Source organism: Mycolicibacterium sp. ND9-15 (genome assembly GCF_035918395.1).
Lineage (GTDB): Bacteria > Actinomycetota > Actinomycetes > Mycobacteriales > Mycobacteriaceae > Mycobacterium.
In genome coordinates this window covers 4,839,481-4,853,592 of record NZ_CP142362.1, presented here as the reverse complement: position 1 = coordinate 4,853,592, position 14,112 = coordinate 4,839,481, and the positions used below count along the sequence as shown (strand labels likewise).

The window sequence follows — 14,112 nt, the reverse complement described above, 5'->3', positions numbered from 1 at the left end:
CGGTGGCGGGCGTCGCCGGCAGCGGACTGCACCGCAGCAGGATCGCACCGTATCTGATGATCCTGCCCACGGTGGTGTACCTCGCGGTCTTCTTCGTCATCCCGTTCGTCTCCCTGGCGCGGATGTCGCTGTCGAAGGCGAGCGGATCGATTTTCCTTCCGCCGCTGACGTTCTGGTGGGACTTCGGGAACTACGTCGAGGCGTTCGGCAAGTATCAGGAGCAGATCCTGCGGTCGTTCGGCTACGCCCTCACCGCGACTGTCTTGTGCATCCTGCTGTCGTTTCCGTTGGCGTATGTGATCGCTTTCAAGGCAGGCAGGTTCAAGAACCTCCTCCTCGGCCTGGTGCTTCTGCCGTTCTTCGTGACGTTCCTGATCCGCACCACCGCGTGGAAAACCATTCTGGCCGATAACGGTTGGGTGGTCGACGCGCTCGGCGCGATCGGCCTACTGCCCGAGGACGGCCGGCTGTTGTCGACGAGGCGATTGGCTGCTGCGGGTCGTCGCTGGGCTGGTGCTGCTGATACCTGTTCCTTCCGATCTTCGTGATCGCGCCGTTCTCGTTCAAGCCCTTGTGCGTCGCCCAACCTGGCTCACCATGCCTGCATTGAACGGGATCTCGGCCCGTCAGGTCCACGGGATTTCACCCGAATCGGTGGCGCCTACAGGCGAGCCAGGCTGAAGGGGTAGGTGAAGGTTCCACCCGGCACACCGTCGCAGCCGGTCGCGAACGACGACTCGAGAACGCCCGAACGCGTGGTCGCATCCCAGACATAGACGTCGCGCGTCGGTATCACGGGGCCGTAGTAGACGTTCCCGCATCGCAGACCGTCCGGCACGTCCACCGTGAGCGTGTACCGCCCATCGGCCAACCGAGCATCGCCGCTGTACGGGAACGCCTTCGCGATGGGTTGCGGGATGGCTTGAATGTGTAGGCACTCACCCGGGCAGCGGGAGATGGCCCATAGCCACGTGTGGAAGTCGTACCGCCCCTGGATCACCAAATGGAAATTGCCGTAGGAAGTGTCGGCCTGCGCAGCGCCGGGGGTCACCAGGGCCGCGACAGTCAGGACGACGCCCAACAGTGCGGCTCTCACGGCACCTCCGAGCGGTCGGGCAGGGTCACGGGCATAACCATCGTCGGCGATGTCGCCGCCCGTGCCGCAGGGCTATCCCGGTGGACGGAACAACTCCTTGACCCGGTCGCACTCCGTATCGAGCGTCGCTAGAACGTGTCCTTCGGTCTCCTGCTCGGTTCTGAACCCCGGGACGCATGAAACCTCGTTACAGCCAGCTGGTTCGGCGATAGCATCGGATGCGGTGACGCAGCCGACCGCCAGCAAGACAGCGATCCCGGCGGTGACCGCGAATCTCACCGCCACACCGTGTCAGTGATTCTCGAACGGACCGAGTCGTTTCCCGCTGAGCGGGCGGCTCGTCAAGTAGCTGCCCATTCCGGCCATACTTTGAGCTGTCGGCGGCTACCAGGTGAGGAGCAGGCATGCGGATCTCCGGAGCAGCGGGGGCGGCCGTGGCGTCGGTCATGGGCGCCATGGCGCTCATATCCGCGCCCCCCACCTACGCCTCCAATGAGGAGTGGGGTCTCAACGGCACCTACATCGCCACGTCGAACGGCGAGTGGTCCAGAACAAACGAGGTGTTCCGCGAACAGGCGAGCCTACGAAGCGTATGGACCATCTCGACGGAATGCAGCTATCCCACAGAATGCACCGGCACTGTTTCCAGCGATTTCGGTTGGACAGCACCGATCTACAAGACGGGCGGCATGTGGTACGTCAAACACACCGTCCCGGACTGGGTGCCCTGCCCCGATGGCACGACAGCACCGGGATTGCAGGTGTTCCGGTTCGTGCCGGTCGTCGAAGACGGCAGCATGACCGATCCCACGTCGACGACGCTGGCGGGCGAGGATCAGACGACCGGACCGAGCGGCGCGTGCGGCGTGAGCAAGGCGGTGTTCATCAACATGCCGTTCAAGCTCGTCAAGACCGACGCCTGATCCTCACCTCGATGTCACATAAAAGTCCCGCCACGACCGCGGACCGGCGGTCGCCGCGAGGTCTGCCTGGCGGAACACCTTTCCCTCCGGGGTGGCGTACTGACCCGTTTGAGGGTCATACGTGGCGAACGCCACCGCCGGGCGGTCAGCTGCAGTCGGCCCGAACGCACTCGGGGCAACGGCGGGTGGAGAAATCGGCGCGGGTGCCGGTCTCGGCGGGGCAGCAGGTGGCATCGGCGTGCCCTCCACCGGCGCGTGAATACGCTCACCGAAGTCCACCCGATCTTCTGGCAGGATGCCCTGGGCGATCAGATTGGGGTCGACCGGGTAGGGACCAAGCACGTGCTGGCGCATCGCGAGTGGTTCGAAGGGCTTGTCGCTCTTGCATTGCTCGACGGTCGCCGCGCGCTTCCCGGGCTGTCCCATGCAAGGGTAATTTCTGGCGCCACGGACACCGATCGGCGAATCCTGCGGCAGCTTGCAGTACAGGCCCTCCGGGGTGTCGACGATCGTCTCGTCCTCCGGCGATCGCCACATGTTTGGCGGCAGGAAGCCAACCGTGCATGCGGGTGGGTCGTTCATCACCGCCGTGAAGTCGCCCAACGCCATACCCGTCGGATTGTTCCGGGAGACGCCGACCGTCTGGGTCGCAGCGACATACGGCGGGAACAGCACGAGAAGTTGCTCGAGCGAGGCGTTGTAGGTCACGCCCACCTCCCCGATCGCGGTGAGGTTCGCCAGCAGGACCGGCAGGGTGGCTTTCACGTCGTTGAACAACCGTGACGCCTCATCCGCCGCACCTGGTCCGATGTCGAGAATGGTCCGTAGCTGTGGGTCGTTGGCCTCGAGTTGCGCGGTGATTCCTGCGACGCTGCGCGCCCAGGTCCTGATGGCGTCCGCGGACTGCGCTTGGCCTTCCAGTAGCGGCCGACTGTCGTCGATCAACGCCCGGGTACGGTCGGCGACCGCGTTCGTGTCAGCGACGACCGTGGCCGACGAGTCCACTAGTGAGCCGAAGTCGTAGCCGGCACCGTTGAGGCCCTTGAAGGACTCGTCAAGCAGATCACTGATCCGGTCCTTGGGAATGCTGTCGATCAGCGCGCTGGCCTGATCGAGCATCGGGCCGACCGCCTGCGGAATCGTCGTGTGCTGCTTCGGAATGACGGAACCGTCCTGGAGGTAGGGACCGCTCGCGTCGTCAGGATTCAGGTCGACGTATTGCTCGCCGACTGCCGAGACGCTGCGCACATCCGCTCGGGTATCCGCCGGGATTTTCGGCGACGTCGCGAGCGAGAGCGTGGCGACGGCGCCATCCCGGGTGGGCCGCACTTCGAGAACCTTTCCGACCTGAACGCCGCGATAGGTCACGTTGGAAAACCGGTACAACCCTCCGGTGGCGGGCAATTCGAGCTTCACCGTGATCCGCCCGACTCCAAGCAAGGTCGGGACTTGCATGTAGCTGAACACCATCACCGCCATGCCGACCACCGACGCGATGGTGAAGATGATCAGCTGGTTCCTCACGAAGCGGGTGAGCATCAGTTGCCTCCCTCACCGGGCACGGGTCCTGGCGACGCTGGTGCCGGCAGCACGTTGTGGTCCGGTACGGGCCCGGGGGCGGCACCCGCCGCGTGTTCCGTCAGCTCTGAATCTTTCCCCGGCTGCGGTGCTTCCAGCAGAGGTGGAATATCGGCCACCTCTGTTGGCGCGGGTGTGATCGGCGCGTTCAACGGGTCGAGGGTGTAGGTCAGATACCAGGGGTCGCCCGGCGCGGGGACCATCGGCGCGCCCTCCTGCCCCCATCGCGTGCCAAGGAACAGGCCCCGCTTGAGCCGTGGGATGGTGAAGTCGAAGACGATGAACTGGTTCATGTAGTCGCCGCGAATAGCACGGTCGATGAAGCTCTGCGTGTAGGGAAAAGTCGGCGCATACGACAGCACGGTGCCCAGATTCGGCCCTACATCGGCGAGCGCACGCAACGTCGGCTCGAGATTCTCCAGATTGCGCACGATGTCGGCCTGCGAGTCGTTGATCAGCCCGGTGGCGGTGTCGCTGAACCGTCGTAGTTTGTCCAACGCCTCGGTGATTCGCGGCCGCTCCCTGATCAGGGTGTCCAGGGCGGGCGGAATCCGTTGCAGTGCAGAGCTGATCACATCGCGCTGGTCGGCGAACGTCGAAGACATCCGGTTCATCGCCGAGATCGACGCGTTGATGTCGTTGCGCTGGGTGTCGAGCATGCCGACGAAGTCGTTGAGCCGGATCAACAGACTCCTGATCTCGCTCTCGCGTCCGTTGAGCGCAGCGTTGAACTCTCGGACGATGTCGCCAACCTGCCCGAGTCCCCCACCGTTGACCACGACTGACAGCGACGACAACGTCTGCTCGGTCGACGGGTAAGTCGACGACTGGTTCAGCCCGAGGGTCGCACCCCGCTCCAGCCTGCCGGTCGGCGCCTGACCCGGTGGCGGGTTCAACGCCAGGTGCATCGAGCCGAGCAGGCTCGTCTGTCCGACCGTGGCCACCGCGTTCGCCGGAATGACGGCGTCGGGGCGTACCGACACCTCGACATCGGCGGTGAAGTTGCGGACCCGCATTCCGCTGACCGAACCGACGACGACGTCACCGATCATGACCGGTGAGTTCGGCTCGAGCGTACCGACATTGGCCAGCGTGATGTGGTAGACGACGGCGTCCGGGCCGCGGCCCACGGTGCCCGGCAGCGGCAGCGAGTTCAGCCCGTCAAACGAGCATCCGGTCGCCGTCAGGGCGATACAAGCCGCGGTCAGCACCAGACGACGCAGCGGTTTCCACGCGTTCACGACGGCTCCCCTACCGCCGGCGGTGGGCCTGGCGGCATTGCCGACGTCTCGGCCGGTAACAGCATGTCCTGCAGACTCTTTGGTTCCGAAGCGCGCGCTGCGGGCGGCGGTCCGGGTGGAATCGGCGCACCCGGGAACAACGCCGGTTGCGGCGAGGCGGGCAGTCCGTTCGGAACGTAGGCCCCGGACGGACCGGGCGGTGTCCCCCAGCCTGCCGGGGGTGGCACGTCGCCGGCGCCGGTGTAGGCCGACACCACCGGCGAGATCTCGGGCGGCAGCGGTGCGCCGCCGGCGCCACCCGGCGCCAGGTCCGGGTCGGAGTACACGAGATTGTCTGGGCTCGGCGACTTTTGCAGGTAGGCGTTGACCGGCATCGGAAGGTAGTTGAAGTTGAGCAGGCGCAGCGCCGGCCCCAGGTACTGGGCGCAGAGCTTGGCGGATTCCGGTGCGGTGGCGTTCTTCACGGCCGCGATCGACGAGCAGATGAGCTGCACGGGGTTGGAGAAGTTCGACATCGCAAAGGCGCCGATCATGGTCCCGGTGTCGGGGTTGTAGATGTTGTAGCCGTTGCCGATCGCGTTAGGCGCAACGTGCAGCAGGTTTTCCAATGTCAGTCGGTTGTCCGCGAGGTTCTGGGTGACGGCGGCCAACCGCTGGATCTGTTCGGCGGTCTGATTCCGGCTGCCTTCGATGAACCGCTTCACCTCACCGACCGCCTCCGACAGGTTGGTCAGCGCAGCGTCGAGGTCCGACCTGCTGGCGTCCACCACGCTGGCGACCGTGGCCAGCCGGTCCTGGAACTGCACAATCTCAGTGTTGCTGTCGCGCAACGCCGTCACGAACGTTTCAAGGTGCTTGATGATGTCGACGATGTTCCCGCTGCCGTCGGCCAGGATCCGGCCGACTTGCGACAGCTGCCGGATGGTCTCACGCAATCTGTCCCCATTGCCGTCCATCGCGTTGGCGGCGCTGTCGATGAACCGCGAGACAGATGTGCCGGACACACCCGCTTGAGGACCCAGTTCCGTTGCCAGCCGCGTGAGTTGGTCCTTGACCTCATCCCATTCCACAGGCACCGCGGTGCGGTCGACGCCGATCACAGCGCCGTCGGGCATGGTCGGCCCGCTGGTCTCATAGGCGGGCGCAAGTTGTACGTACCGCGCCGAAACCAGGTTCTGGGCCACGATGACCGCCTTGGCGTCGGCGGGGATCGGGACGTCGCGGTCGACCGAGAGCCGCATCCGGGCCTGCGCCCCGTCCGGTTCGATGGATTCGATCCTGCCCACTTCGACGCCGGCGACCCGCACCTCGTCGCCGGGATAGATCGCGGTCGCCGAGGTGAAGTATGCCGTGATGGTCCTCGGCGCGAAGAAGACGTGGTGCACCACCAACGCCGAACCCGCGACCAAGAGGCCGGCCAGCGCCACCAGCAGTACAGCCTTCAGCCGTCTACGGCCGGTCATCGCGACCCTCCCGGAATACCGTTGTTGGGGAACGGGAATTCGGCACGCGGTCCGGCGTTGTCCGGCGGCTGACCAGCATTGACACCGCGCCGATAGCCCCAGATGTAGTCCAGGAACGGTTGCAGCGCCTGACCGGGCAGCAGGTTTCCGACGAACGCGTTGTAGTAGAAACCGTTGTTGACCGCTTCCCCCTGGGTGACCTGGTATTTGGCCAGACCGTCGAGCGCCTTGACGATGTTGTCGCGGTTGCGTTCCAGCATCTCGTAGACGGAGTTCAGCTTCTCCAGGGTCGGTGCGAGTTCCTGCTCGTTGTCGTGCACCATGCCGGTCAAGTGTTGGGCGACCGCCGAGGTGTTGGCCAGCAGCGTGACGATCGCGTACCGACGCGCCTTTAGAACCCCCATGAAGTCGTTGGCATTGAGTATCAAGGTGTTGAGTTGCTCACTGCGTTCGGACAGCACAGCTGTGACATCGGCGGCGCTGTCGAGAAGCTTGCCCAGTGTTCGGTCACGCCCGTTCAGCGAGTGGGACAACCGGCTCAAGCCGTCGAAGGTCGGTCCCAGTTGAGGGGCGATCCGATCGATCGTCTCCGACAGCGTGTCCAGCGAGTGGTTCAGCGACACGGTGTCCGTCGCGGCGGTGTTGTTCGTGAACTCGCTGACTGCGTCGGCCAACGTGTACGGCGACGCCGTCCGCGACAGCGGTATCACGTCCGAGGGGTCCATCCGGCCATCTCCGGCGGGCTCCAGGGTCAGCATCCGCTCGCCGAGCAACGTCCCGGTGCGGATGTGGGCGGTGGTTTGCGAGCCAAGTCGCACCCCGCTGTCGATATTGAAGGTGATCAGCGCTTTACCCTTGCTCAACGCGACGTCGGTTACCGAACCCACTTTCATGCCGGACACTTTCACGTCGTTGGCAGACGTCAGCCCGCCCGCCTCGACGAACAGCGCCTGATACTTGATCGAAGTGGCCAGCGACCACAACCGTTCGGGCTGCAGCCCGATGGCGATGACGAGGACAATGAGCACCACGCCGATGAAACCGGCCCGGGCAAGCGACGATCCACGATATTTGAGCATCAGGGCTCCCCACACCTTCCGGTGTTCTGGATGATCCACGGGAAGTAGGCGGTGCGGCCCTGCAGATCGGTCACCCGCACCGACAAGCCGCATAGGTATTGGTTCAGGAAGCTGCCGTAGGCGCCGAGCCGGACCAGCTTCTTGTAGTTCTGCGGCGCCTTCTGCAGGGAAATGTCCAGCAGCGGTTTGTCTTTCTCTAGCAGCGGAGCGACCCGGCTGAGCTGATCGACGCCGCCGGCCAGCGGCGGGCGCGCCTGGGAGAGGAGGTCCGCGAGCGACGCAGCGCCGTTGTCAAGGGCTGTGATCGCCTCGCCGATCGGGTCGCGGTCGGCCGCCAGTCCGGAGATCAGCTGCTCCAAGCGGTCGACTGCGCCGGAGAACTTGTCGCCGTCCTTGGCGATGGTCGCCATCACCGCGTTGAGATTGTCGATCAACTGCCGGACCGTCTGGCCGTTGTCGGCGATCGCGTTGGTGAACGACGACGTCTTGGCGAACAGAGCCTCCACGTTGCCGCTCTGCCCTTGCAGGATCTGGATCAGCGAGTTCGTCAACGCGTTGACATCCTGCGGATTCAGGCCCCGGATAACGGGTTTCAGCCCGCCGAGCAGCAGGTCGAGATCCAGCGCGGGTTCGGTGCGCTCGCGCGGAATCCGCGTTCCCGGCGGCTGAATCTTGGTCGAGCCGGGCCCGTCGAGGAGTTCCAGGTACCTGTCCCCCACCAGGTTGAGGTAGCGGACCGCCGCCTTGATGCCAGTCGTGAGCACGACGTCGGGCGAGGCGTCGAATTCGACTACCACCGTATTGTCCGGTTGCAGTGCGACTTCGTTGACGGTTCCGACCCTGATCCCCGAAACCCGCACCGAGTCACCGCGCTTCAGGCTGGACACATCAGTGAACTCAGCGGAGTAGCCGTGGGAGGGCCCGCTACGGTACTGCCCGAAGATGACGAACAGGGCGGCGGTCAGGACCAGCATCACGACTACGAAAGTGCCCAGCTTCAGGGCGGTCCCCACATCCCTCATCCCGGCATACCCGTCTGTGCGGTGTTGCGGGGCGGGCCGTCAATCGGTCCGAAGAGAGCCTGCTTCAAGGCATCGGAATTGAGCAGAATGCCTTGGTTTCCGTACTGCGCGCGATTGGCGTCGATGTCGGTGACGACGTACGGCGCACGGGTCTCGTATCCGATGTCGGGCAACCCGCCGCACTGGGGCCCGCCGGTCGCTGCAACCTTCGGCAGGTTTCCCGGGTACCGATAGCGTTCGGAGCCGAGCACGAACGAGTCGAGCAGCATCACACCGGGAACCGGCGACGGCGGTGCGGTCGCCAGCGGGACCATACCGGCCAGAGCGCAGTTCAGTGCCGCATTGTATTCGTTGGTCAGGTCGGTGGTAGGCACCAGCAGACGCATGACATCGGTGATCTGCTGTCGGTTCCCGGCGATCACCTCGTTTCCGATTTCAGCGAACCCGATGGTGCTCAACAGTAAGACGTCCAAGTCCCGCTGTCTTTCGACAATGGTGTCGCTGAGCCGGCTGGCGCTGTCGGCGATGGTGACCAGATCGGGTGCTGCATCGGCGTAGGCGTTGAGCACGCGCGGCGCCAGCGCGATGTCGGCACTCAGGTTGTCCAGGCTCGGGTTGAGCTTGGCCAGCATCGCCTCCATATCCGACAACATCTGGCCGAACTTCTCTCCGCGGCCGTTGACCGCCGAGGCGAATGCGCCCAATGTCTCGTTCAGCTTGGCCGGTTCGATCTTGGACAGCATGGCGACGAGTTGCTCGAAGATCGTGTTGATCTCGACGGTGACATGCTCGGCATCGAGGATCTGGCCGGCGCGCAGCGACTGTGGCGACGGGTCCTCCGGCGCGATCAGCGCGACGAACTTCGCACCGAAGACCGTCGACGACGAGATATCGGCGCGCACATTTGCCGGGATCAGTTCCATTGCCGACGGTTCCATGGCGAGGTGCAGCGCGGCCTTGCCGTCGGGCAGCGATTCGACAGCCTGCACCGTGCCCACCTGTGCGCCGTGCAACTTCACCCGGGCATCCGGGTTCATCACCAAGCCGGCGCGGTCGGCGATCACGGTGACCGGCTCGGTGTCGGTCAGGCTCCCCCGAAACAGCGCCACCGTAAGGGCGACGAGCGCCCCGACTGCCAGGATCGCGGCGAGTCCAGCCAAGGGCCGGCCATAATCGCGGGCAGCCGGATCACCCTGTGGCGCTCGTTCATTCATCGTCAACCTCTTCCCTAACCGGACAGGTTGAAGTTGCCGTTGGAACCGTAGACGGACAGCGATACCAGCAGGGTGACCGAGACGACGACCACCAGTGAGGTGCGCACCGCGTTGCCGACCGCCACACCCACACCGGAGGGCCCGCCGGAGGCGAAGTAGCCGAAGTAGGTGTGGATCAACAAGATTGTGATCGCCATCAGCACCGCCTGCAGAAACGACCACAACAAATCGATCGGATTCAAGAAGGTGTCGAAGTAATGGTCATACAGCCCCCCGGACTGACCGAACAACACCACCGTGGTGAACTGGCTGGCCACAAACGACAAGATCACCGCGATCGAATACAACGGCGTGATCGCCACCATGCCCGCCACGATGCGCGTGGAGACCAGATACTCCACCGGCCGAATCGCCATCGACTCCAACGCATCGATCTCCTCGTTGATCCGCATCGCACCCAACTGCGCGGTCACCCCGGCGCCAAACGTGGCCGCCAACCCGATCCCGGCCACCACCGGTGCGGCGATGCGCACATTGATGAACGCCGCCAAAAACCCCGTCAACGCCTCGATACCGATATCGCCCAACGACGAATACCCCTGCACCGCCAACGTGCCACCAGCGGCCAGCGTCAAGAAACCGACGATCGCCACCGTGCCGCCGATCATCGCCAGCGTGCCCGCCCCCATGGAGATCTCGGCGATCAACCGCACGACTTCTTTACGGAAGTGCATGGCGGCATGCGGCACACCAGCCAAGGCGCGTCCGTAGAACAGGATGTGGTCGCCAAGACGTGAGAGCAGATCAATCGGGCGCCGAGCCTGACGGCTGAACCGCGGATACGTCGTGCGCAGAATCGTTGTGGTGCCCATCGAAGCCCCGCTAGCCCGTCGTCATCCGGATACCGATGGCCGTGACGACCACGTTGATCACGAACAACGCCATGAACGCATAGACCACCGTCTCGTTGACCGCGTTACCCACCGCCTTGGCTCCACCCCCGGTGATCGTCAACCCCCGAAAACAGGCCACCAGCCCGGCGATCAACCCGAACAGCGCCGCCTTCACGCACGAGATGATCACCTCGGGCACCCCCGTCAACAGCGTGATCCCCGCCGCGAACGCGCCCGGGTTCACATCCTGAATGAACACCGAAAACGTGTAACCACCCAGGATCCCGATGATCACCACCAAGCTGTTGAGCAACAACGCCACCAGCCCTGAGGCCAGCATCCGAGGTGTCACCAACCGCTGCACCGGGTTGATGCCCAGCACCTCCATCGCGTCGATCTCCTCGCGGATCGTGCGCGACCCCAGATCAGCACACATCGCCGTGGCCCCCGCCCCGGCCACGATCAACACCGTCACGATCGGACCCACCTGCGTCACCGCACCGAACGCCGCACCCGCACCGCTCAGATCGGCAGCCCCCAACTCCCGCAACAAGATGTTGAGCGTGAAACTGACCAACACCGTGAACGGAATCGCGACCAACAATGTCGGCGCCAACGACACCCGCGCAATGAACCAGCACTGCTCCAAAAACTCACGCCACTGAAACGGCCGACGAAACACAAACCGCACCGCATCCGCCGACATCGCGAACAACGCCCCGACGGCCTGCATCGGACCCGCCAAATTCCGCAACGGCGGCAGACCCGCAGACCACCGCTCCGGTGCCTCAATCGCCATGGCGCATCATCGGGTCTCCTAGTACGCATCGGCCGGCGCCGGCCGATGTCTCGACGGCCAAGCGTCGCAGTGAATCACCGAGTGCTGCGGTGAGCGTCCCGCTTACCGGGACGACCGATGAGCGGAACGGGGTGTCGGTGCAGTGGCCGTCCGTGGCAGGCTGACACCGTGACCGAACCCGCCGCTTCCATCGCCCACGCCGAGACCAACCTTCGCGAACAGACAACGCCCGCAGGGGTGCTGCGGTACTACGACGTCGGTGACGGCCCCGCGCTGCTGTTTCTCCACGGCTCCGGTCCCGGTGTCACCGGGTGGCGCAACTTCCGTGGCGTGCTACCGGCGTTCGCCGAGCGATACCGCTGCCTGATCCTGGAGTTCCCCGGCTTCGGGGTCAGCGATGATTTCGGTGGCCACCCGATGATCACGGCGCAGGGCGCGGTCGTACCGTTCCTCGACGCGCTCGGGGTCGACCGCGTCGACATCGTCGGCAACTCCATGGGTGGCGGCGTCGGGATCAACTTCGCGATCAACAACCCTGACCGCATCGCACGGCTGGTCACGATCGGCGGGATCGGCACCAACATCTTCAGCCCCGGCCCCAGCGAGGGAATCCGACTGCTGCAGGAGTTCACCGAAGAGCCCACCCGCCAACGGCTGGTCGACTGGCTGAACTCGATGGTCTACGACCAGTCGCTGGTCACCGAGGAGTTGATCGACGAACGCTGGCGCCTGGCAACCGATCCGGAGACGTTGACGGCCGCCCGGCGCATGTACGGCAAGGCGGCTTTCGCGCAGATGATGGCGTTCATGCGCAGCAGTGACGCGCCGCTGCCGTGGGCGCAGATGCACAAAGTCGCCGCGCCCACGCTGCTGACGTGGGGGCGCGACGACCGGGTCAGTCCGCTTGATATGGCGTTGATTCCGATGCGCACCATCCCCAACGCCGAACTGCACGTGTTCCCCAACTGCGGGCACTGGGCGATGATCGAGGCCAAGGCGGCGTTCGAGAGCGCCGTGCTGGCATTTTTGGCTCGTGAGTGAGTGCGCCTACGATTTCAGCAGAGCAAAACCCTTGTAGCCGGCAGCTGCGACCTCGGCGCAGATATCGAGGTAGGCGGCGAAACCCCCGATGAACAACATGAATCCGCGTGGTTTTCCGGGCACGTTGGCACCCATGTACCAGGAATCGGCCTTCGGGAAAAGCGTTGCCTCCGCACGCTGGTCGAGCTCGGCAGCCCAGTTGTCGACGGCATCGGCAGTCGCCTCGATCGCGTTATAGCCGTGGTCGTCGAGATAGCCGATGGCGTCGGCGATCCAGTTCACGTGGGCCTCGGCGTGCAGCACCATGTTCGCGAGCACGGCGGGCGCGCCGGGACCCGAAACCAGGAACAGGTTCGGGAAGCCGTCCACGCCGAGCCCGAGATAGGTGCGCGGTCCGTCGGCCCAGTCGTCACGCAGCTTTTCGCCGCCGCGGCCGACGATGTCGATCTTCGCCAGTGCACCGGTCAGCGCGTCGAAGCCGGTGGCGAGAACGACGGCGTCCACGTCGTAATGCGCGTCGGTGGTATTGATGCCGTCAGTGTCGATGGACACGATGGGCGTCTGCCGCACGCTCACCAACTTCACATGCGGCGCGTTGAATGTCTGAAAGTAGTTGGTGTCGGTACAGATCCGCTTGGTGCCGATGGGATGGTCATTTGGGATGAGGCGTTCGGCGACCTCGGGGTCGTCGATTACCGCACGCACCTTCTGCTCGTAGAACTTTCGGGCCTCCTCATTGGCAGCCATATCGATCATCTGGTCGCTGAACGTCTTCGAGAACAGCACACCACCGAGCTGCCAGCGCTTCTCGAACGCGGACCAGCGTTCCTCGGGCGTGACTTCCATCGTGCGCTTCGGGTGGGCGGTGTGCGGTGAACCACCGCCGCTGCGCCACGACAGCCGTCGGCGTTCGGCGTATGTCGCCTTGATCTGCGCGCGATCCTCATCGGTCAGTGGCCGGTTCCCGGCCGGCACACTGTAATTCGGCGTCCGCTGGAAGACATAGAGCTTTTCGGCCTGCTCGGCGATCAGCGGAATCGACTGTATGCCCGACGATCCGGTACCGATCACCGCAACGCTTTTACCGGTGAAGTCCACGGGTTCGTGCGGCCACTGGGCGGTGTGGTACAGCTTGCCCGCATAGCTGTCCAGGCCGGCAAAGTCGGGCGTCAACGCCGCCGACAGCGGGCCCGTGGCCATCACACAGAACCGCGCGCTGAGGACCTCGTCGGCATCGGTCGTCACTGTCCAGCGGAGGCCGTCCTCGTCGAGAACCGCCGAGGTGACTCTCGTATTGAACGTGATGCCGTCCCGCAGGTCCAGTTTGTCGGCAACCCAGTTCAGATAGCGCAGGATCTCACCCTGCGTGGCGTACTTCTCCGACCAATCCCATTGCTGCTCGAGTTCGGTCGAAAACGAGTAGCAGTAGTCGACGCTCTCCACGTCGCAGCGCGCCCCGGGATAGCGGTTGTAGTACCACGTCCCACCGATCTCCGGTGCCGCCTCGAACACCCGCACTGACAGGCCCTGCGACCGCAGCTTGTGCAGGGCGTACAGGCCGGCGAATCCCGCGCCGACCACGACGGCGTCCACGGAGCGTTCCTCGGAGATACTCACAGCGCCACGTTAAGCCGTCGAACATCGGTCGGCGGTCGATCTCCCGGTGACCGGACAACTGCGAGGCCGTCCGGGAAACGCAGCCCGCTGACCGGGATTCCGTCCCGTTCGCGCGCCGGTTGCGGTAGACCATCAAGTGCAGCCAC

General features: G+C 64.7%; 12 protein-coding genes and 1 pseudogene. 3 read left to right on the top strand and 10 right to left on the bottom strand.

Going from position 1 to position 14,112, the window contains the following annotated elements:
- Positions 1–2: 2 nt before the first annotated feature.
- Positions 3–479: pseudogene (locus QGN32_RS22975) on the top strand (ABC transporter permease); the annotation flags it as partial.
- A gap of 182 nt (positions 480–661) precedes the next feature.
- On the opposite strand, the gene QGN32_RS22970 reads toward QGN32_RS22975, so the two are convergent.
- A complete protein-coding gene (locus QGN32_RS22970; protein ID WP_326546457.1) occupies positions 662–1,096 on the bottom strand; it encodes a hypothetical protein in 435 nt (144 codons plus the stop codon).
- A 446-nt stretch (positions 1,097–1,542) separates the two neighbouring features.
- Here QGN32_RS22970 and QGN32_RS22965 point away from each other — a divergent pair, with 446 nt between their 5' ends.
- Positions 1,543–2,019, top strand: coding sequence for an Rv2253/PknI dimerization domain-containing protein (locus tag QGN32_RS22965; RefSeq protein ID WP_326549221.1), 477 nt, complete (start codon positions 1,543–1,545; stop codon positions 2,017–2,019).
- Positions 2,020–2,022: 3 nt separating this feature from the next.
- Here the strand turns inward: QGN32_RS22965 and QGN32_RS22960 are convergent, their stop codons facing one another.
- The 8 genes from QGN32_RS22960 to QGN32_RS22925 are packed head-to-tail and all read right to left on the bottom strand — an operon-like array spanning position 2,023 to position 11,308.
- Positions 2,023–3,558, bottom strand: coding sequence for an MCE family protein (locus QGN32_RS22960; protein ID WP_326546456.1), 1,536 nt, complete (start codon positions 3,556–3,558; stop codon positions 2,023–2,025).
- Positions 3,558–4,820 carry an MCE family protein gene (locus QGN32_RS22955; RefSeq protein ID WP_326549220.1) on the bottom strand — a complete coding sequence of 421 codons (1,263 nt, stop codon included), beginning with the start codon at positions 4,818–4,820 and terminating at the stop codon, positions 3,558–3,560. The genes QGN32_RS22960 and QGN32_RS22955 overlap by 1 nt, the downstream gene beginning before the upstream one ends.
- A 14-nt stretch (positions 4,821–4,834) precedes the next feature.
- Positions 4,835–6,301, bottom strand: a complete 1,467-nt coding sequence (locus QGN32_RS22950) for an MCE family protein (RefSeq protein WP_326546455.1) — start codon at positions 6,299–6,301, stop codon at positions 4,835–4,837.
- Positions 6,298–7,380: an MCE family protein gene (locus QGN32_RS22945; RefSeq protein ID WP_326546454.1), complete on the bottom strand. Its 1,083-nt coding sequence runs from the start codon at positions 7,378–7,380 to the stop codon at positions 6,298–6,300. Before QGN32_RS22945 ends, QGN32_RS22950 begins: the two co-directional genes overlap by 4 nt.
- Positions 7,380–8,402, bottom strand: coding sequence for an MCE family protein (locus QGN32_RS22940; protein WP_326546453.1), 1,023 nt, complete (start codon positions 8,400–8,402; stop codon positions 7,380–7,382). Before QGN32_RS22940 ends, QGN32_RS22945 begins: the two co-directional genes overlap by 1 nt.
- Positions 8,399–9,616: an MCE family protein gene (locus QGN32_RS22935; protein WP_326546452.1), complete on the bottom strand. Its 1,218-nt coding sequence runs from the start codon at positions 9,614–9,616 to the stop codon at positions 8,399–8,401. Before QGN32_RS22935 ends, QGN32_RS22940 begins: the two co-directional genes overlap by 4 nt.
- Before the next feature lie 14 nt (positions 9,617–9,630).
- Entirely contained in the window at positions 9,631–10,488 is an 858-nt protein-coding gene (locus QGN32_RS22930) for an MlaE family ABC transporter permease (RefSeq protein WP_326546451.1), read from the bottom strand.
- Positions 10,489–10,498: 10 nt separating this feature from the next.
- Positions 10,499–11,308 (bottom strand): MlaE family ABC transporter permease, encoded by an 810-nt coding sequence (locus tag QGN32_RS22925; protein WP_064404402.1) that lies wholly within the window; start codon positions 11,306–11,308, stop codon positions 10,499–10,501.
- 168 nt (positions 11,309–11,476) lie between these two features.
- On the opposite strand from QGN32_RS22925, the gene QGN32_RS22920 reads away from it, so the two are divergent.
- Positions 11,477–12,349, top strand: coding sequence for an alpha/beta fold hydrolase (locus QGN32_RS22920; protein ID WP_326546450.1), 873 nt, complete (start codon positions 11,477–11,479; stop codon positions 12,347–12,349).
- A 6-nt stretch (positions 12,350–12,355) separates the two neighbouring features.
- On the opposite strand, the gene QGN32_RS22915 is transcribed toward QGN32_RS22920, so the two are convergent.
- A complete protein-coding gene (locus QGN32_RS22915; protein ID WP_326546449.1) occupies positions 12,356–13,966 on the bottom strand; it encodes a flavin-containing monooxygenase in 1,611 nt (536 codons plus the stop codon).
- Between the last annotated feature and the right edge of the window lie 146 nt (positions 13,967–14,112).

Bases quoted from the DNA above. Each gene is read 5' to 3' on its own strand.
- QGN32_RS22930 (WP_326546451.1), bottom strand. From the start codon at position 10,488: ATGGGCACCACAACGATTCTGCGCACGACGTATCCGCGGTTCAGCCGT.
- QGN32_RS22965 (WP_326549221.1), top strand. From the start codon at position 1,543: ATGGGCGCCATGGCGCTCATATCCGCGCCCCCCACCTACGCCTCCAAT.
- QGN32_RS22950 (WP_326546455.1), bottom strand. From the start codon at position 6,301: ATGACCGGCCGTAGACGGCTGAAGGCTGTACTGCTGGTGGCGCTGGCC.
- QGN32_RS22960 (WP_326546456.1), bottom strand. From the start codon at position 3,558: ATGCTCACCCGCTTCGTGAGGAACCAGCTGATCATCTTCACCATCGCG.
- QGN32_RS22925 (WP_064404402.1), bottom strand. From the start codon at position 11,308: ATGGCGATTGAGGCACCGGAGCGGTGGTCTGCGGGTCTGCCGCCGTTG.
- QGN32_RS22935 (WP_326546452.1), bottom strand. From the start codon at position 9,616: ATGAATGAACGAGCGCCACAGGGTGATCCGGCTGCCCGCGATTATGGC.
- QGN32_RS22940 (WP_326546453.1), bottom strand. From the start codon at position 8,402: ATGAGGGATGTGGGGACCGCCCTGAAGCTGGGCACTTTCGTAGTCGTG.
- QGN32_RS22945 (WP_326546454.1), bottom strand. From the start codon at position 7,380: ATGCTCAAATATCGTGGATCGTCGCTTGCCCGGGCCGGTTTCATCGGC.